At 35.7% G+C, this 14,624-nt stretch carries 24 protein-coding genes; all 24 read right to left on the bottom strand.

The features are described 5' to 3' along the window. Positions 1-6 precede the first annotated feature (6 nt). A complete protein-coding gene (locus NQ499_RS08185; protein ID WP_006505308.1) occupies positions 7-1,266 on the bottom strand; it encodes a PBSX family phage terminase large subunit in 1,260 nt (419 codons plus the stop codon). Further along, positions 1,259-1,684, bottom strand: coding sequence for a terminase small subunit (locus NQ499_RS08190; RefSeq protein ID WP_006505307.1), 426 nt, complete (start codon positions 1,682-1,684; stop codon positions 1,259-1,261). The genes NQ499_RS08185 and NQ499_RS08190 overlap by 8 nt, the downstream gene beginning before the upstream one ends. Positions 1,685-1,838: 154 nt before the next feature. Then, positions 1,839-2,207, bottom strand: coding sequence for a DUF1492 domain-containing protein (locus tag NQ499_RS08195; RefSeq protein ID WP_006505306.1), 369 nt, complete (start codon positions 2,205-2,207; stop codon positions 1,839-1,841). Positions 2,208-2,372: 165 nt separating this feature from the next. Beyond that, on the bottom strand, positions 2,373-2,582 hold the full coding sequence (locus NQ499_RS08200; RefSeq protein ID WP_006505305.1) for a hypothetical protein: 210 nt from the start codon (positions 2,580-2,582) through the stop codon (positions 2,373-2,375). A 4-nt stretch (positions 2,583-2,586) separates the two neighbouring features. Further along, positions 2,587-2,898, bottom strand: coding sequence for a hypothetical protein (locus tag NQ499_RS08205; protein ID WP_259848480.1), 312 nt, complete (start codon positions 2,896-2,898; stop codon positions 2,587-2,589). Further along, positions 2,885-3,346: a hypothetical protein gene (locus tag NQ499_RS08210; RefSeq protein WP_006505303.1), complete on the bottom strand. Its 462-nt coding sequence runs from the start codon at positions 3,344-3,346 to the stop codon at positions 2,885-2,887. The genes NQ499_RS08205 and NQ499_RS08210 overlap by 14 nt, the downstream gene beginning before the upstream one ends. Continuing rightward, positions 3,324-3,701 (bottom strand): hypothetical protein, encoded by a 378-nt coding sequence (locus tag NQ499_RS08215; RefSeq protein ID WP_006505302.1) that lies wholly within the window; start codon positions 3,699-3,701, stop codon positions 3,324-3,326. The genes NQ499_RS08210 and NQ499_RS08215 overlap by 23 nt, the downstream gene beginning before the upstream one ends. A gap of 4 nt (positions 3,702-3,705) precedes the next feature. After that, the gene (locus NQ499_RS08220; protein ID WP_006505301.1) at positions 3,706-3,966 is read right to left on the bottom strand and encodes a hypothetical protein; all 261 of its coding nucleotides are present in this window, start codon (positions 3,964-3,966) and stop codon (positions 3,706-3,708) included. Then, entirely contained in the window at positions 3,953-4,396 is a 444-nt protein-coding gene (locus NQ499_RS08225; protein WP_006505300.1) for a hypothetical protein, read from the bottom strand. The genes NQ499_RS08220 and NQ499_RS08225 overlap by 14 nt, the downstream gene beginning before the upstream one ends. Next, a complete protein-coding gene (locus NQ499_RS08230) occupies positions 4,380-4,751 on the bottom strand; it encodes a MazG nucleotide pyrophosphohydrolase domain-containing protein (RefSeq protein WP_006505299.1) in 372 nt (123 codons plus the stop codon). Before NQ499_RS08230 ends, NQ499_RS08225 begins: the two co-directional genes overlap by 17 nt. 4 nt (positions 4,752-4,755) lie before the next feature. Beyond that, positions 4,756-4,932, bottom strand: a complete 177-nt coding sequence (locus tag NQ499_RS08235) for a hypothetical protein (RefSeq protein WP_006505298.1) — start codon at positions 4,930-4,932, stop codon at positions 4,756-4,758. Continuing rightward, positions 4,911-5,096, bottom strand: a complete 186-nt coding sequence (locus NQ499_RS08240) for a hypothetical protein (protein ID WP_006505297.1) — start codon at positions 5,094-5,096, stop codon at positions 4,911-4,913. Before NQ499_RS08240 ends, NQ499_RS08235 begins: the two co-directional genes overlap by 22 nt. Continuing rightward, entirely contained in the window at positions 5,093-5,473 is a 381-nt protein-coding gene (locus NQ499_RS08245) for a RusA family crossover junction endodeoxyribonuclease (protein ID WP_006505296.1), read from the bottom strand. Before NQ499_RS08245 ends, NQ499_RS08240 begins: the two co-directional genes overlap by 4 nt. A 157-nt stretch (positions 5,474-5,630) precedes the next feature. Further along, positions 5,631-7,877 carry an AAA family ATPase gene (locus tag NQ499_RS08250; protein WP_006505295.1) on the bottom strand — a complete coding sequence of 749 codons (2,247 nt, stop codon included), beginning with the start codon at positions 7,875-7,877 and terminating at the stop codon, positions 5,631-5,633. Between the two features lie 2 nt (positions 7,878-7,879). Further along, entirely contained in the window at positions 7,880-9,481 is a 1,602-nt protein-coding gene (locus tag NQ499_RS08255) for a DEAD/DEAH box helicase (protein WP_006505294.1), read from the bottom strand. Beyond that, positions 9,481-9,999 (bottom strand): DUF669 domain-containing protein, encoded by a 519-nt coding sequence (locus tag NQ499_RS08260; RefSeq protein WP_006505293.1) that lies wholly within the window; start codon positions 9,997-9,999, stop codon positions 9,481-9,483. Before NQ499_RS08260 ends, NQ499_RS08255 begins: the two co-directional genes overlap by 1 nt. 20 nt (positions 10,000-10,019) lie before the next feature. After that, on the bottom strand, positions 10,020-11,084 hold the full coding sequence (locus tag NQ499_RS08265) for an ATP-binding protein (protein ID WP_155812611.1): 1,065 nt from the start codon (positions 11,082-11,084) through the stop codon (positions 10,020-10,022). After that, a complete protein-coding gene (locus tag NQ499_RS08270; RefSeq protein ID WP_006505291.1) occupies positions 11,084-12,409 on the bottom strand; it encodes an AAA family ATPase in 1,326 nt (441 codons plus the stop codon). The genes NQ499_RS08265 and NQ499_RS08270 overlap by 1 nt, the downstream gene beginning before the upstream one ends. A 154-nt stretch (positions 12,410-12,563) precedes the next feature. After that, on the bottom strand, positions 12,564-12,701 hold the full coding sequence (locus NQ499_RS08275) for a hypothetical protein (RefSeq protein WP_006505289.1): 138 nt from the start codon (positions 12,699-12,701) through the stop codon (positions 12,564-12,566). A gap of 14 nt (positions 12,702-12,715) precedes the next feature. After that, entirely contained in the window at positions 12,716-12,898 is a 183-nt protein-coding gene (locus tag NQ499_RS08280) for a hypothetical protein (RefSeq protein WP_006505288.1), read from the bottom strand. Next, a complete protein-coding gene (locus NQ499_RS08285; RefSeq protein WP_259848481.1) occupies positions 12,891-13,019 on the bottom strand; it encodes a hypothetical protein in 129 nt (42 codons plus the stop codon). The genes NQ499_RS08280 and NQ499_RS08285 overlap by 8 nt, the downstream gene beginning before the upstream one ends. 243 nt (positions 13,020-13,262) lie before the next feature. Then, on the bottom strand, positions 13,263-13,511 hold the full coding sequence (locus NQ499_RS08290; RefSeq protein WP_006505286.1) for a hypothetical protein: 249 nt from the start codon (positions 13,509-13,511) through the stop codon (positions 13,263-13,265). A 12-nt stretch (positions 13,512-13,523) separates the two neighbouring features. Then, complete coding sequence (locus tag NQ499_RS08295; protein WP_006505285.1) at positions 13,524-14,258, bottom strand: phage antirepressor; 735 nt, start codon at positions 14,256-14,258, stop codon at positions 13,524-13,526. Next, positions 14,255-14,491, bottom strand: coding sequence for a helix-turn-helix transcriptional regulator (locus NQ499_RS08300; protein WP_155812609.1), 237 nt, complete (start codon positions 14,489-14,491; stop codon positions 14,255-14,257). Before NQ499_RS08300 ends, NQ499_RS08295 begins: the two co-directional genes overlap by 4 nt. Positions 14,492-14,624 lie beyond the last annotated feature (133 nt).

Raw genomic sequence — 14,624 nt, forward strand, 5'->3', positions numbered from 1 at the left:
TCTCCTTTACAAAGTCCACTTTTTCTGAAGTATTTCGTACTCCATGGCATATCTAACCGCATCTATAGTGTGGTTATTCTTATCAGGAAAGTCGCCTCTGAGGTTGCCGTCCTTATCTTTTTCAATCTCATATTCATTAAATTCCCTGTAAGCATTAGGACATCTAACAGGATCTATGATGATTGATTCTAAGTCCTGTAAGAACTTAATACCGTTTTTTACACTGTCAGGGCCTTTCTTGGCGCCTGTTATTCTTAATCCTAACAGTTTGAATTCGTTTATAGTTCTTGGTTCAGCTGAATCGGCAGTGACCTGATTGTTAAGTGGGTTAATCTCTTTGATAAGTTTGACGGCATCAGCATTTGACAGCCTAGTGCCATATACTTCATCAAAAATAAAAAGACGTCTGCGTGTCTTATCATAGTTAGCTTTGATAAAGGCCAAAGGGTCACCAGCATAACCAAAGTCTAGTCCGAATTTTAATCTATCAAATACATCAATTTCTTCTTTTGTGATTTCTCTAATATCAAGGTTTGTGAAAACCTCACTACCTGTACCAGTTACTTCGCCTAAGTAGTCATGATTGTATTTTTCAATATTTGTTTTCTTAGTATGCTCTGCTTCAATCAAGAACTGTTCTCCAAGCCATTCAGGAGGCGCCTGTAAGTAAGTTGTATGGGAGACATATGTATCATCCCTCTTAACTAGAACTTGCCTGTTGCACCAATTTCTCTGTGATTCAGGAGGGTTGAAAGAATAAAAGACACAATACTCATGTCCACCACGAAGAAGTGACTGATTGATATTGGTTATCTTATCGTATGTTTCGAACTCGTCGCATTCTTCATACCAGACATATTTAACATAACCTATATGGACCTTTGTTGACTTCATTTTTTTAGGTTCATCGGCACCCTTGAATATTATCTGCTGACCTGTCGGCATGTAAGTCATTTTTAATTTAGACTCAGGTATTAACCAATCATCTTGAGCACCTAACTTATAGATGCCCCACTTAATCTGTTCATATACTGAATCTCTGAGCGTATCTTTTACTCGTCTCATAATGACTGCATTGCTCATTACACCTCGCTGTGCATCTCTCATAATGCCTAAAGGTATCTCAACACCTATAAAAGAGGACTTTAAAGAACCACGGCCACCTTTTAACCAATAATGCGTGTAGTCATTGTTTTTTACATGCTTATGAACTTCGTAGAAAGCCGGACCGATAGTAGACTTTAAACTAACCCTAATCTTATTCATCTATATCATCCACAATCACTGTCTTGCCGTTTGATGTAACATCTACATTGTCTTTGAACATGCCGAATCTCTTTCCAAGAAGCTCTGCAGCTTTAAGCCTTTCCTTCTCATCCGGAGGCTTCTCAGTGACCTTCTGCATACCATTGCCACTCATCATCAATACCGCTGAGGCTGATTCTCCTCTTAGGACTGATGTAAGATACTCCATCACTTCCTGGATGTCAGCCGTGTTCTCATTGTGAATCTCTTCAAGTCTTTTGCTTATATAATCAGAAATATCTTTCTGCTTAAGAAGTGTATTTGCTCTTACTGCTGCAACATTATCATTCTTGATAGTAGTGTATATCGTTTTATAGGCACGCGTACCATTTAGATCTTTCAGATACTCATCTGCAAACAGTCTCTGTTTTTCTGTCATACAATTAATACGCCTCCTTAATGATTCTTAATGTAAAAAGGACCAAACTGTTTAGTCCGGTCCTCTTATATATATTTCTGTCTAATACCATACTAGCACCTTTTGAAATACTATGCGCTTCTGATTAATGCAGATTAATACAGTTTAATAAGAATTAATCAAGAATAATTGAAAGTTCTTTAATCGCATCACGCAGATAAGCAAATACAGATGTATTAGAACAATCCATGATATCAGCAATGTCATATATCTCTAAACATTCTATGTATCGATAGAACAACACATCTCTTAGAGTCATATCTTCTATGCTTTCAACTGATGCTCTTATACTGCTCATTTCTTTAAGATACTTATCCTTCATCATGATGTAATCATTATTTGTTTTTGGCTCTGCGTATGATCCTACTGAAGAATCATCATAAGGTATTGATTTAACATTGATTAGCTTGTTATCAATATATTCTATTCTATGCATCATGTTCTTGTAGTTTTTCAAATACTGTTTAGTTTCTTCTGTAGTCATCGATACACCTCCGAAAAATTATGCAGTCATCAAGATCCAAATAAGCACTGCTGCTATTATTATAATCCAAATCATCATATCCAATCTCCTTTAACCAGACATCATAATCATCCAAAGAATGATCATGAACGTAATGAACACAAATATCATCTTATAAACTCCTTCTTAATCAACCAATAGCATGATTGCGTGTCCTCTTGGCAAATCATTTACTTCAATATGAGTTACTAACATATCTCCAAAATGGTTATCCATGAATGTGTCACTATGAGTGATTTCCCATTTTGTGCCTTGTATACAAAAATTCCAACTTTTACATCTGATATCAAAGAGTTCATCTTCATCAACTCTTGTCAACACTTCATTTACTCTCATTATTTTACTCGTCTCCTTTCACTTCTAAGTCTTCAATGTAATCATCATTTTTATGTGCAGTTAAATATTTTAATAATTCTGTATCTGAAGTATTAGGACTGTAATATAGATCATCAGGATAAAAGAACTTAGTAAACTGCGTATACCATCCACTTTTTTTAAAATATTTATTAAAACCCATCACTTGAATTTTTCTGACATATAATTTAGGTGTTAATTTTAAAGTCAGCATTTTAATATCAGCTGTTAAATACTCAACTTCCCAATTCTTCTCATTTCTTAAGAATGAGGTTCTTTCTTCTTTATTCTTCAGCATCATTGACCACCTCACAGTTATTGAGCACATCTTTAATTGATGTAGGCTCTTCGTCTTCCCATTTGATAAATGGGAATAAATTAATAAATACATTAAGGTTTAGCATCCCTGTGCTATTATCCCAAGCACCTATTCCTTTCTTTGGCTTTCTTTTGTAAATGTAAATACTGTCGCTTTTTTCACGTACAATAAATCTATATTGTGTCTTTTCGAGAAGATGTTTTAAAACATCTTGCTCAAATCTAGTTAATTTCACAGGCTCCTTGTATTCTGATAAGAGCCACTTAACTTTAATATTCGAGCAGTGATTTCCTGCTTCGTGAAAGAAACAATCATCACAAACACCAAGGCATTTCTTAATTGTATGCTTATCCTTGCTCATTGAAAAATCAAAAACAGCATTTGAATTTTCTAATATTTCTTTCTTAAATCTTTCTGCATTTAACATTTTCTTTTACCTCACTCTTTTGTGCTTTTGCGTTTGCTATTAGCGAAAGATAGAATTCCACAATACCTTTATTAAGATTTGGTGCGTTTCTATGAATGCACTTGTTATAAAATTCTTGCACGCCATATCCTATTGCAGCTCTTTCCCAAAGATCATAGCCACCAACAATAATAGCGTTTGTGATTGCTAGGTCTAACGCTTCCTTATATAACTCAAGATAATGATTTTGACATTCTAAAACAGTATATCTACGTTTGATTAATGCATTTTCTTCTTTTAAATATTCTATCTTGCTTTCTAATTCGTTCACAAACTCGCCCGAATATGTAATTTCTTTTAAATTCTTTTTGTTCATATAATCATTCCCTATGTTCTAAAAATTCAATAGACATAATATTGCTTGCTTCAATGCCAATATCATCAATTCTGCCGCTGTGTTGTCTTTCAGCATTAAACACCCACTCATGAATAATTGATTTCGCTTCATTTTTTGAGATGCCAATGTTATATCCTCCGTAAAAATTACCTTTTACATATTTAGCTAAATTATCATCTGAAGGAATAACTACGTATCTAGATCCATCTACTAGATAGATATTTATTTGTTTAATATTTTCCATCAAGAACACCTCTAATCTTTTCTAGTACATCTTGCAACTCTCTATTTTCACATTCCACTTCTTCAAAATCATATTCAGCGTCAGCGAGAGCGTCTCCTAAGTTATCACAATATTCTTCTAACGCTTTGATATATCCATCTTTGTCAAGAAGACTGTTGCTTACGTTATCATATCCGATAAAGTCTTCTTGCTGTGGTCTCTTTAAATTACTAACATCATACTTACTGTCTGGTTTTTTAACCCACTTGATGAAGTTCTCTTTTGAATAGAATGGACAGTCGCCTTCACAGTCTCCGATGTCACAAGGAACGTTAACTCTATTTCTTGTTAGAGAATTATTAAAGTGTGAGCATGGAGCAATTCCGAATACTTCATCATCTGCCAAGAAGTCAGCGACTGCTTCTAGCTTCTGACTACTCACAAGTTCCATGCTTTTCTGTCTCCTTTCTCAGTTCTTCCTCTTTCTGGATTGCCCTTTCTATTTCTCTATTGATTTTTAACTTTTGGTAATCTCTGACTTTATCAATATCCAAGTAGCCTAAACATACTAACTCAGCAATACAGATAAGCACATCAGCCACTTCTTCGTGCAAATTTTCTTCATATTTATCATGAAATCCATATCTTTTTACTTTTGTAATAGATTGGATTAGTTCAGCACACTCTTCTGATGTAATAGTGAGAGTTAGATCATCACTATTAATATGTGCCACCTTATCCAATCCTAAAATTATGCTTTGTGGATATTTTAATAATTCCACTACTCTTCCGATTTCTTTAAACATTCTTTTAATCCTCCGAAACGAAAGTAATGACAATTGCTCCTAAAGTATTAGCAATACTTTCAGCTTCTACTACATTTTTGAATACTTTCGCTTTCTCTACTGTTTCATCCAATTTAATAGATGTTAGCGATGCGCTTGTAACATACATATTTCCTAACTTTACCAGATATAATTTTTCCATTTGTTTTTCTCCTCTTCTTTCTTAGAATATAAAGTCAGCACTGCATACTGTTCTTGTGCGTATGCCTCATATCCTATAACTTGATATTCACTTTTTAACTGTTCGATTAAATCCATTAGCTGCTGCATAGAATAATAATCGACTTTCTTATATACATACTTCATAGTTCCTCTAATGATATGTAGATCCCTGGAACGGTGCTCCAAAATTTTTCAATTACTTCAGAAGCCACTCTTGAATCATTAGTGTAGAATCCTAACTCTTCTAAGATGTCTTTTAACATCTTATTTAAATTATCAGTATCAGGCTTTGTATACTTATATTCACCGTCCACTTTATGACTTCTGTTTAAAGGGAAACACCATTTAACAATCAACTGGCAAGCGTGATCAATCGGAACACTAGGAGTGTAAGGTGCGATTGCATCTCTTAACTTAATGTATGCCTGTTTCTGTTCAGGACTTTTATATACTCCATACCTTCCGATTCTATGTTCCTGCGCTGTAATTGTTGGAGGAATCATCTTTATAAAAAACTGCATTATTCATACCTCAATTCTTTCAAAAATCACTATTTACTTGATAATGGAAATACATATAGGGGAGAGTTTCACAACTCCCCTATATTCGTATTTTCAATTAGCAATAGTGAACGTGCCACATATATATTTATATATAGCGTGGCACGAACACGTGGCACTACGCTTTTGTTACAATTCCTTTAGTATATTCAAACCCTTCTAGACTTCCGTTTTTAATCCATCTAGGTATAGCGTGAGCGATTGAACTGTGTGTCTTTCCCATCATCAATCCGCTTTCAGCAAGTTCTTTTACAGTGACCTGTCCATCATGATTTAACTGTTCGAAAGCATTCAAAAATAATTCAATATTTTCATCCTGTTTCTTCTTATTAGTCTCGTTCATCTTTTCGAACTTAGACTTTTTCTTTGAACCTTCAGGACGGCACCCTTTTAATAAGTTAGCATTATCCAAGAAGTGAACAGGATATTTAAAGAAGCAGTTGATAGGGTCAAATGTAGCGAATTCTCTAAGAGTTCCAGATATCTGGAGGGCAGTGATATGTTTTGCTTCATCAACTTTTAAATCTGTCAAATACTGTAATTCGTTCATTTGCTCAAATCCAAGCATTTCAGCACAGTAATCATTCATTGCTTCAAAATCATGATCATCTGTTTTCTTAGTTTGATAGATATAAGTCTTCCATTTAGGAACATATTTATCAAGTACAGCGTGCATTGCTTCGACTCTTGCTTCATTAATAAAGTGTTCTTTAACTTCTTTATTCATATCTAATTCAATCATATCTAGCAGTGCATCAGGGTCTCTTGCAAAAACTCCTGAGCCACTTGCTCGGTCCATTGATTTCTTGCCACCCTGTGCACCTTTTGAGTGATGATGTGCATATATGACTGACGCGCCAAGCGCATCTGCTATCTTATCGAATTGATTACAGAACTTAGCCATTTCGCTGGCACTGTTTTCATCGCCAGTAATGACTTTATAAATGGGGTCAACTACTACAGCAATATACTTTTTCTTTTCTGCTCGTCTGATTAGCTTTGGTACTAACTGATCTAACGCAGGGGTTTTCCCTCGTAGGTTCCATATAAAAATTCTATTTGCATTATTGGGAGTTAATCCTAATGTTTGATAGACATCTTTAAATCTGTGAAGGCATGAGGCTCTATCTAATTCAAAATTGATATATAGCACGTCTCCTTGTTTGCATTGTCTGCCCATCCACTTAGTACCTTCTGCAATAGCAATACACAATTCTATTAAAGAGAATGATTTACCAGATTTAGAAGGACCGACAAGAAGCATCTTATGTCCTTGTCTTAGTATGCCTTCAATCAATTCTTCAGCATAATCAGGAAGATTAAACAATACATCAGCCAAATTCTCTTCATCAGGTAAATCGTCATTCATTGACTCAACCCACTCAACCCAGTCTGACCACGTTTCTTTTCCTGTATTAGTTTCAATGATAAACTGCTTATGTTCACCACGAACACATCCAGGCATTCTTGAAAGTCTTGATGGATTCTTATTCTGACTGTCAACTTCAAGCCCGTTCTTGTCACATATTTTATACAGATAGCTGACTCTTTCTCTATATTCTTTATTGTCGGATGCATCAACTTTTACAATGGCGTGTATCGATTTAGAACCACTGTATACAACTGCTGCGACAGGTAATTCTAATTGGTGGATAATAGACAACTGCTTGCCAATGTCCAAACTGTCAGATTCTACAAGAGCATATTTAAATGATGCTATGTCAGTATTTCTAACACCTTCACCATTCAATGGATTAAAACGAATCCATGCACCTGCTGCTTGATTGTAGTCTCCAATTACGGCTCCAATATCACCGTTACATGAGTGAAGCCCTTCAACAATCTGTCCTGCTGTCATTCTGAAGTTTCCACGATTCCCAGGAATAAATTTTCCTTTTTCGTTTTCTATCGAAGAAACCACAAAACCAACATATTCGTCTGTATCAAATAGAGTGGTTAAGTATCTAATTAACTCGTTAGCCGGATTCCAAATTGAATCGCTAGGCTCATGAAGTTCAATACTATCTATAGAGTCCTTGTCTATGATATTGCCAATTTCATCATCCCAATCAAGAACACCTTCATTAGGATCTATTTTTTTTGGAGGAACGAAGCCGCCTTTTTTGGCGTAATCAAAGATTGTTCCACCTGTGACAATATCTCCTGCTGTTTCGTTAAAGGAATTCCATTTTGTAAAGCACTCTCCTCTTTTGTATCTTTCTGAATCCTGAGAGCTCCAAGAATCCCAGTCACTCGCTTCATAGCCCTCATGTTTAAGAGCCATCCCAACATTAGTCCATTCCTGATAAGAGAGTTCCGAAGGGTTGATATAGTTAAGTAACTCTAATAGATTGTATTGTTTCATTATTATTCAACTCCTTCTGGCTTATAAGTAGAAGCTTTTACTCCTTTTGGAATTCTCCAATTATTTGCGGAAATTCTAGAAATCATAGAATTAGCATCTTTGAACTTCCAAGTTCCAACATTTCTAAATCCTTTTCTTTCGAGAAATCTTATTTGTTTTGGAGTAGCTAATCCTTCTATAGTTCTTAATTTTAATCTGTCAATCAGCATCGAAGCATATCCAGCGTTAGGAACTTCATTAGACTCAATCCCGTGTGCTTCTAAGTATTCTAATTGCTTTTCATTGGCTGGAGCACACTCCCAACCGAAAGAAGGAACATAATTTTGCAAGTCTTCAGCCTGTATACTCATTGCATACTGCAATGGATCAACTAGTTTCTTCTTGCGTTTTCTCATTTCTTCTAGCTGCTTAGCAAGCGCTTCTTCACGTTCTTCTTGGACATCTTTCAAGGCTTCTTCTTCGGCTTCTTGAATATCCATTTCAACTCCTGCGCTATCTTCTAGGTTCTTAGTCATTTTTCTAGCGACTTCATCACTATTACAGATAAGTGAGGCTGGATGACATAATTCATGTCTTTCACTGTGCCAAAGAAAATCTAATAAAAGTAAATCTTTTTTTCCTGTTTGAGGTGATAGCCTTGTTCCTCTTCCAACCATCTGAGAATAAAGACTTCTTACTTTTGTTGGCCTTAATACAATGACACAATCAACGTCAGGACAATCCCATCCTTCAGTTAATAACATAGAGTTGCAAAGGACATTGTATTTATTTTCTGCAAAGTCTTTTGTGATCTCATTCCTATCTTTTGAATTGCCATTAACTTCAGTGGCTTTGAAACCATGTTTGTTTAAAATTTCAACAAACTTTTGAGATGTTGAAATCAGTGGAAGAAAAACAACTGTTTTTCTATTCTTGCAGTACTTTTCCATTTCACTGGCAATCCCCTCAAGGTAAGGATCTAATGCGCTACCAATATCGCTTGCTTTGAAATCTCCAGCGCTCATTGAAACGCTCGATAAATCCAAAGTCAGCGGTATAGTCAGTGCTTTGATTGGCACTAGATAACCATTTTTAATCGCTTCGGGTAAAGTATATTCATATGCCAAAGTCTGAAAGTAAGAGCCTAAATTCTTCATGTCTCCCCTGTCAGGAGTAGCAGTTACTCCAAGAACTCTCGCACTGTTGAAATACTCTAGTACTTTCTGGTAGCCATTACTTAAAACGTGATGAGCCTCATCTATAATTATTGTGTCAAAATAATCTCTTGAAAATTTAGACAATCTTTTATCGCTCTGTAGTGTTTGAACACTTCCAGTAACGATTCGAAACCAATTGCCAATACAAGTCTGTTCAGCTTTTTCGACTGCACAGCCAAGTCCTGTCACTTTCTTAATTTTGTCAGATGCCTGTTCTAGCAGTTCGCCTCTATGTGCTAAAATAAGAACCTTATCTCCTCTTTTAACACAATCCTCAGCCACTTTTGCGAACACTATTGTTTTTCCACAGCCAGTGGGAAGAACGAGAAGGGTTCTTTGAGTTCCCTTCTCTTCCCACTCTGTGAATATGGCATCATGAGCCTTTTGTTGATATGGTCTTAATTTCATTATTTCCAGCTATTGTTTCCCCAAGCCTGTGGCTGAGAAGGTGCTGGAACATTATCATTGATCACGAATTCTTTTACATTATTGTAGATTGCATCATTATATTCTCTATGAGAGATTTTAACCGTTCCTGTTTTTCCGATGATACCGTTCCAATTAGGACGGAACGGAACTCCTTTCTGTTTCATTCCAATGCATTCAAAGAATTGAGAAATCTTCCACTCAAGTGATTTGTGAAGAATTAATGAAGTAGTCACTTTTACTTCTTTTCCTTCATAGTTGATTGTTAATGTGATGTCTGCCTTATTACACACAGGGAGTTTTCCATTACCTGATGTTTTAGATCTAACAAAATTATCTTTAATGATGAATTGATAAGTTCCAACAGGCAATAATGTGTATTCTTTGGCTTCGGCTGTGATTTCATCATCCCAACCCATAGCGCCATCATTTTGAGGTGCTTGGTTGAATCCGTTCTGATTGAAGTTGTTTTGATTGTAGTTATTAAAATTGTTATCCATTTCTTAATCTCCTTTTTAAATTAGAATTGCATTTCTGTTTCTGTGATAAAGTCTTTTAAGTTGCTCCAATTGCTAGCGATGAATTCCCAGAATTCGTTAGGCATGTTTTCAATTGGAGTATCTCTTGGGAAGAACCCCTTTAAGAAGATGACTTCCTTCAATTTCTCAATTGAAATATTGTCACATTTCATCAAGTCCCTTACGCTGTTAGGAATCTTCTGATACTCTTCAGAATCAAAATCAATAGCACTCACAGGCTTATTTTCTTTAATCTGTGTTTCTTTTGGCTCAACAGGTACATTCTCTTGTGCCTGTAGTTTTTCGTTTTCAGGAATGCTAGAAACATTATTCAATGGTTCTTCAATGATTTTCTTAATAACTCTATAATCAAAGTCACACATTTCTGGAAGGCCATCTCTGTTTTTGGCATCCCAACAGGCATTATGAACTGTATACATTACTCTTCTGTTTCCTGATACTTTTGTTTTCCCTTTTTCATCTTTTGAGACAAAAGTCTGATAATTTGCGAACAGAACCATATCTGCCCATTCTTTTACAAGAGGCGCAGTCTGTGAAGCGGTCTTCTTTCCTAACTTCAACTCATATCTGTCAAAAGCACCACTTTCATCTGGTTTTTCAAACTTTCTAATCTGAGCGTGTGCAGTCAGCACGACATTTACTCCACTGTCAATTACATTTTCTAATCTATTAAGAAGTCTTCCGACTTCCTCTTTTGTATAGACGTAGCCGTTTCCATATCCAAAATCTTCAATACCTTTCTTTTGATATTTATTGCATATATCCTGAACGATTAATGATTCTCCCCAGTCAATCGAATCAATGACTAATGTTCTACAGATAGATGTATTATTCTGAATGATGTAATCAATCTCCTGTTTGAGCATTTCATAAGATGTTGGTTTAGGAAGTCTCTTGATATCTAATGATCTTGTAGATCCCTCTGTATCAATAAATAAAGGGTCAGGGAAATGAGAAGCAAAGGTTGACTTTCCAATTCCTTCAGGACCATAGACAACTACTTTATACGGCTTTTTAATTTTTCCTGATGTAATTTCAAAATCCATTACCATTTCACTCCTTCCCAAGAATTAGCACTCACTTTTGGTTCTTCTTTTACTTCTTCTTTCTTTTCTTTTTCTAAATTATTTTTGGCAACATAGCCGTCTTCGATGATGATTGAGCACTCGTCACCAGTGCTTACTCGTGTAGCAATAGCCTGTAATCCTTCAGACTTTAACCAAGCACCAAATTCCGCAAGAGTGTTCATGTCCATCTGCTCCAATTTGTCTAATAGAATAAATCCACAATTAGGATTGATTTTTCTGCAAATAGCAGTTGCAACTTTTAACTGTTGTGAGCCGGACATGTTATCCCACTCTTGATTTAAATAAGTAATTTTTCCTTCTTTGATTCCTAAACCATTAAGAGGTAAATCAGCGTTGTTTAATAAGTTAGCCTTTTCTTTTCTGATATCTTCTAACTCTTGAGATTTAGAAGCATATTCTTTTTTAAGGTCATTGGCTTCTTGTTCTGCTTTCTTTTTTTCTAGGTTTGCACGAACCTTGATGTTAATGTCATCAATCTCTTTGATGGATTTTTCAATTTCATCCGTAGGATTGTCTACTAAGTTAGAGACTTCAATAGTTGCCTTGTCTCTTTCCTTGATAACTTTCAAGTACTCTTCATTAAGTGCTTTTAATTGTTTATCTAAATCTTCCATTTTTTCTTCAATGGCTTTTGATTTAGATTTACACTCAGCAAGATATACTCTTTTTCTTTCGTTGCTTCCGTTAATCGCTAGCATTTCTTGCTGCTTAGCGATTAGCTCAGAAGCTGAAACGACTTTATTTGGTACATTGTCATAATGAATCATCTCTTTAGCATATTTCAGTTTCTGGTCAGCAATTCTTCCAATTGCTAAGCGGTCATTGTAAATTGCCTTTTCTTTTAAATCCAACTTTGTTAACTCGTCACCAATTCCGATGATATGAAGCAATGTGTCGGCTTTTTCTTTTTCCGAACTATTCATAAATTTTGGAAGATTCAAAGCCAACTCACTAATAAATGAGTCCAACAGGTTTTGACCTGCCTTCATGCCTGTTGGATCAGTAACCTTTAAAGCTGAATTCTTTCCTTTTCTTTCAACCACAATACCATTACTTAATGTGACTTTTAGAGATGCTGGAACATAGCTTCCTTCTCTAGTTGGCTTTGATGGCTTGTATTTGTTGCCACCAAGACACCAAGTGATGGCATCCAATACGGAAGTCTTTCCGTTGTTGTTATTGCCACCGATAATTGTTAAGCCATTTTCAGATGGTTCAATCTGTACTGCCTTAATTCTCTTGACGTTTTCCAATTCAAGAGAATTGATTTTAATCTTATCCATTTAGTTAGTCTCCTTTTCATTTTTGAATCCTTCAAATAAAGAATCCAAATCACTATCAACACTGATAATCTGAATAAGTGCTCTTGATGCGTCTTTTGGTCTCTTCCAAATAAACTCAACAATCTGTTTGAATGTATCGTTCTTGGGATCATCCTCATTTGTTAATTGACCTTTTTTTAAATGCGTCAATTAAAAGTGACATCATTAATAATGTTTGATAATTAGTACCACCGTTTTGAATGTGAACCCCTCCATCGAAGGTTTCAACTTTAATAAATGCTTTCTTTTCCATAATTTTCTTCTCCTTTATTTATTTCTAATAACAACTAGCATGTACTCAAGAATAATTAAGTTCATGCTTAATGATGCAACACTTAGAACTCTCATTCCTGTAGAATTCCAGTTATTGCCACTTACAACTCCTGAAATGAAACTGATTAAAATAATTAAATTAGATACGATAATGATGCCTTTTTCAAATCTATTCATACCCCATCACCTTCATTCTTAATTTTTGATACTTTCTAGTTCTACGAATTCTAGGAAATCCGTATTTTCTCCACATTCTTTTAAAAAATGGGATTTTTAGTCTTGGTTTTCTTCTTTCCATAGAAAGCTCTCCTTTTCTGTGGTACAATAACCACGTTATCTTTTTATTCATCTAGGCACATGATCGCTAACATGTGTTCTTTTTTTGTGCTCATAAGCACTTAGCGCTAGGAGACCGTATACAGTAGGTATGTATAGTCAATGGAATTATCCAAAAAGAGAAATGTTAAATTATGTATTGCAGTTCATTCTACGAATTATTATTTGTCTCCTAGCCTTAGGTGCCTACGAGCAACTATGCTACTTATTCAATTGTCTTTCTTTTAGTGAGCTCCTCTACCACTGCTGCAATCAACTTATCTGAAGGAGCTCTATAGTAATTGTTCATGTAATCCATGAAAGCCTTTCTAGGGATGTAAGTACTTCTTTTACCTGAGTCATGTTTTACTACTGACCCAGGCATTACACCCTGTTCTATAGCGTTTAGGATGAAGTCTCTACTTTTGTGGGTAATCTGCATGACTTCCTCAACGCTGATACTCCATTCATCCATGCTGATCACCTCCTATTGAAGGAACTTATTAATGAAATACTGCTGACCCTTACCAGTAATCTTAGGTGTCTTGGTTGTGATGTTTACACCTGAGCCGTTGACGTAAGAGCCTTCCTTGATTTCAAAGAGACCTAGTTCCATAGCCTTCTGTGTAGGCATGTTGTAATCAGTGCCCTGGCGCTTGATCAGATAGCCTTTTTCTCTGAGCCATGCAAATAAACGCTTCTGACCCATATCAATACCGTTCTGCTTTAGAATCTTAGCAAGTTCACCCACCAATATAGATGTGTGACTAGCAGTTACTGCATCAGCGAATAATGCTTTAGGTTTCATCTCTTCTATCTGCTTATCTTTAGCAGCTAACACGCTCTGAGCCTCGATTAAGGCTTTAGCCATTAATTCCTGTCCGCTTAGTTCCTTCACTTGGTACTGCCCTGTTTTTCTTAATGCTGGCAACACCTCAGATGTTACCCAACGTTTGAACTTCTTTGCGCTTGGTAACTTGCTTGAGAGGACTAAGCTGTATAGACCACTTTCATTGATGATTGCAATATCTTGCCTTCCTCCAAGGGTGTCGCATTTCGCGACCTCCTTATCCTCTTCGTCAACGTGTTTACTGATAGCATCTCTTGGATTCTTGTAACCGAGAGTTTTAGCAGCATCTTTAGCAACAAACCACGCTTGCCCGTCACGTTCCAGTGCTCTTACTGAATTGCTTTCAAAATTAAATAATTGTACTTCATTCATTTTGTTTCTCCTTTTGATTCTACGTTTTGTAGATTCGACTCTAAAAAAATAATGTCATTAATTGAAACGTTTAATAATTTGGCTATTTTATCAGCTGCTTCCATGGTGATATTTTGGGGCTTTTCTTCCATTTTTGCGTATGTATTTCTGTGACAGCCCAATTTGTCAGCCATATATTCTTGCGAAAAACCTCTTGCTCTTCTAATTTCATCAAGTCTCATTCTCGAAATCATCTTACCACCTCCTTACGCATTCCATTCTATCCTACGTTTTGTAGATTGTCAATAAAAATATGCACTTTGTAGAACATTCGTTTCAATTTGCTTTATTTGTTCTACAATTTGCATTATAATAGAAGCGAAAAGA

This window comes from Catenibacterium mitsuokai, assembly GCF_025148785.1.
Lineage (GTDB): Bacteria > Bacillota_I > Bacilli_A > Erysipelotrichales > Coprobacillaceae > Catenibacterium > Catenibacterium mitsuoka.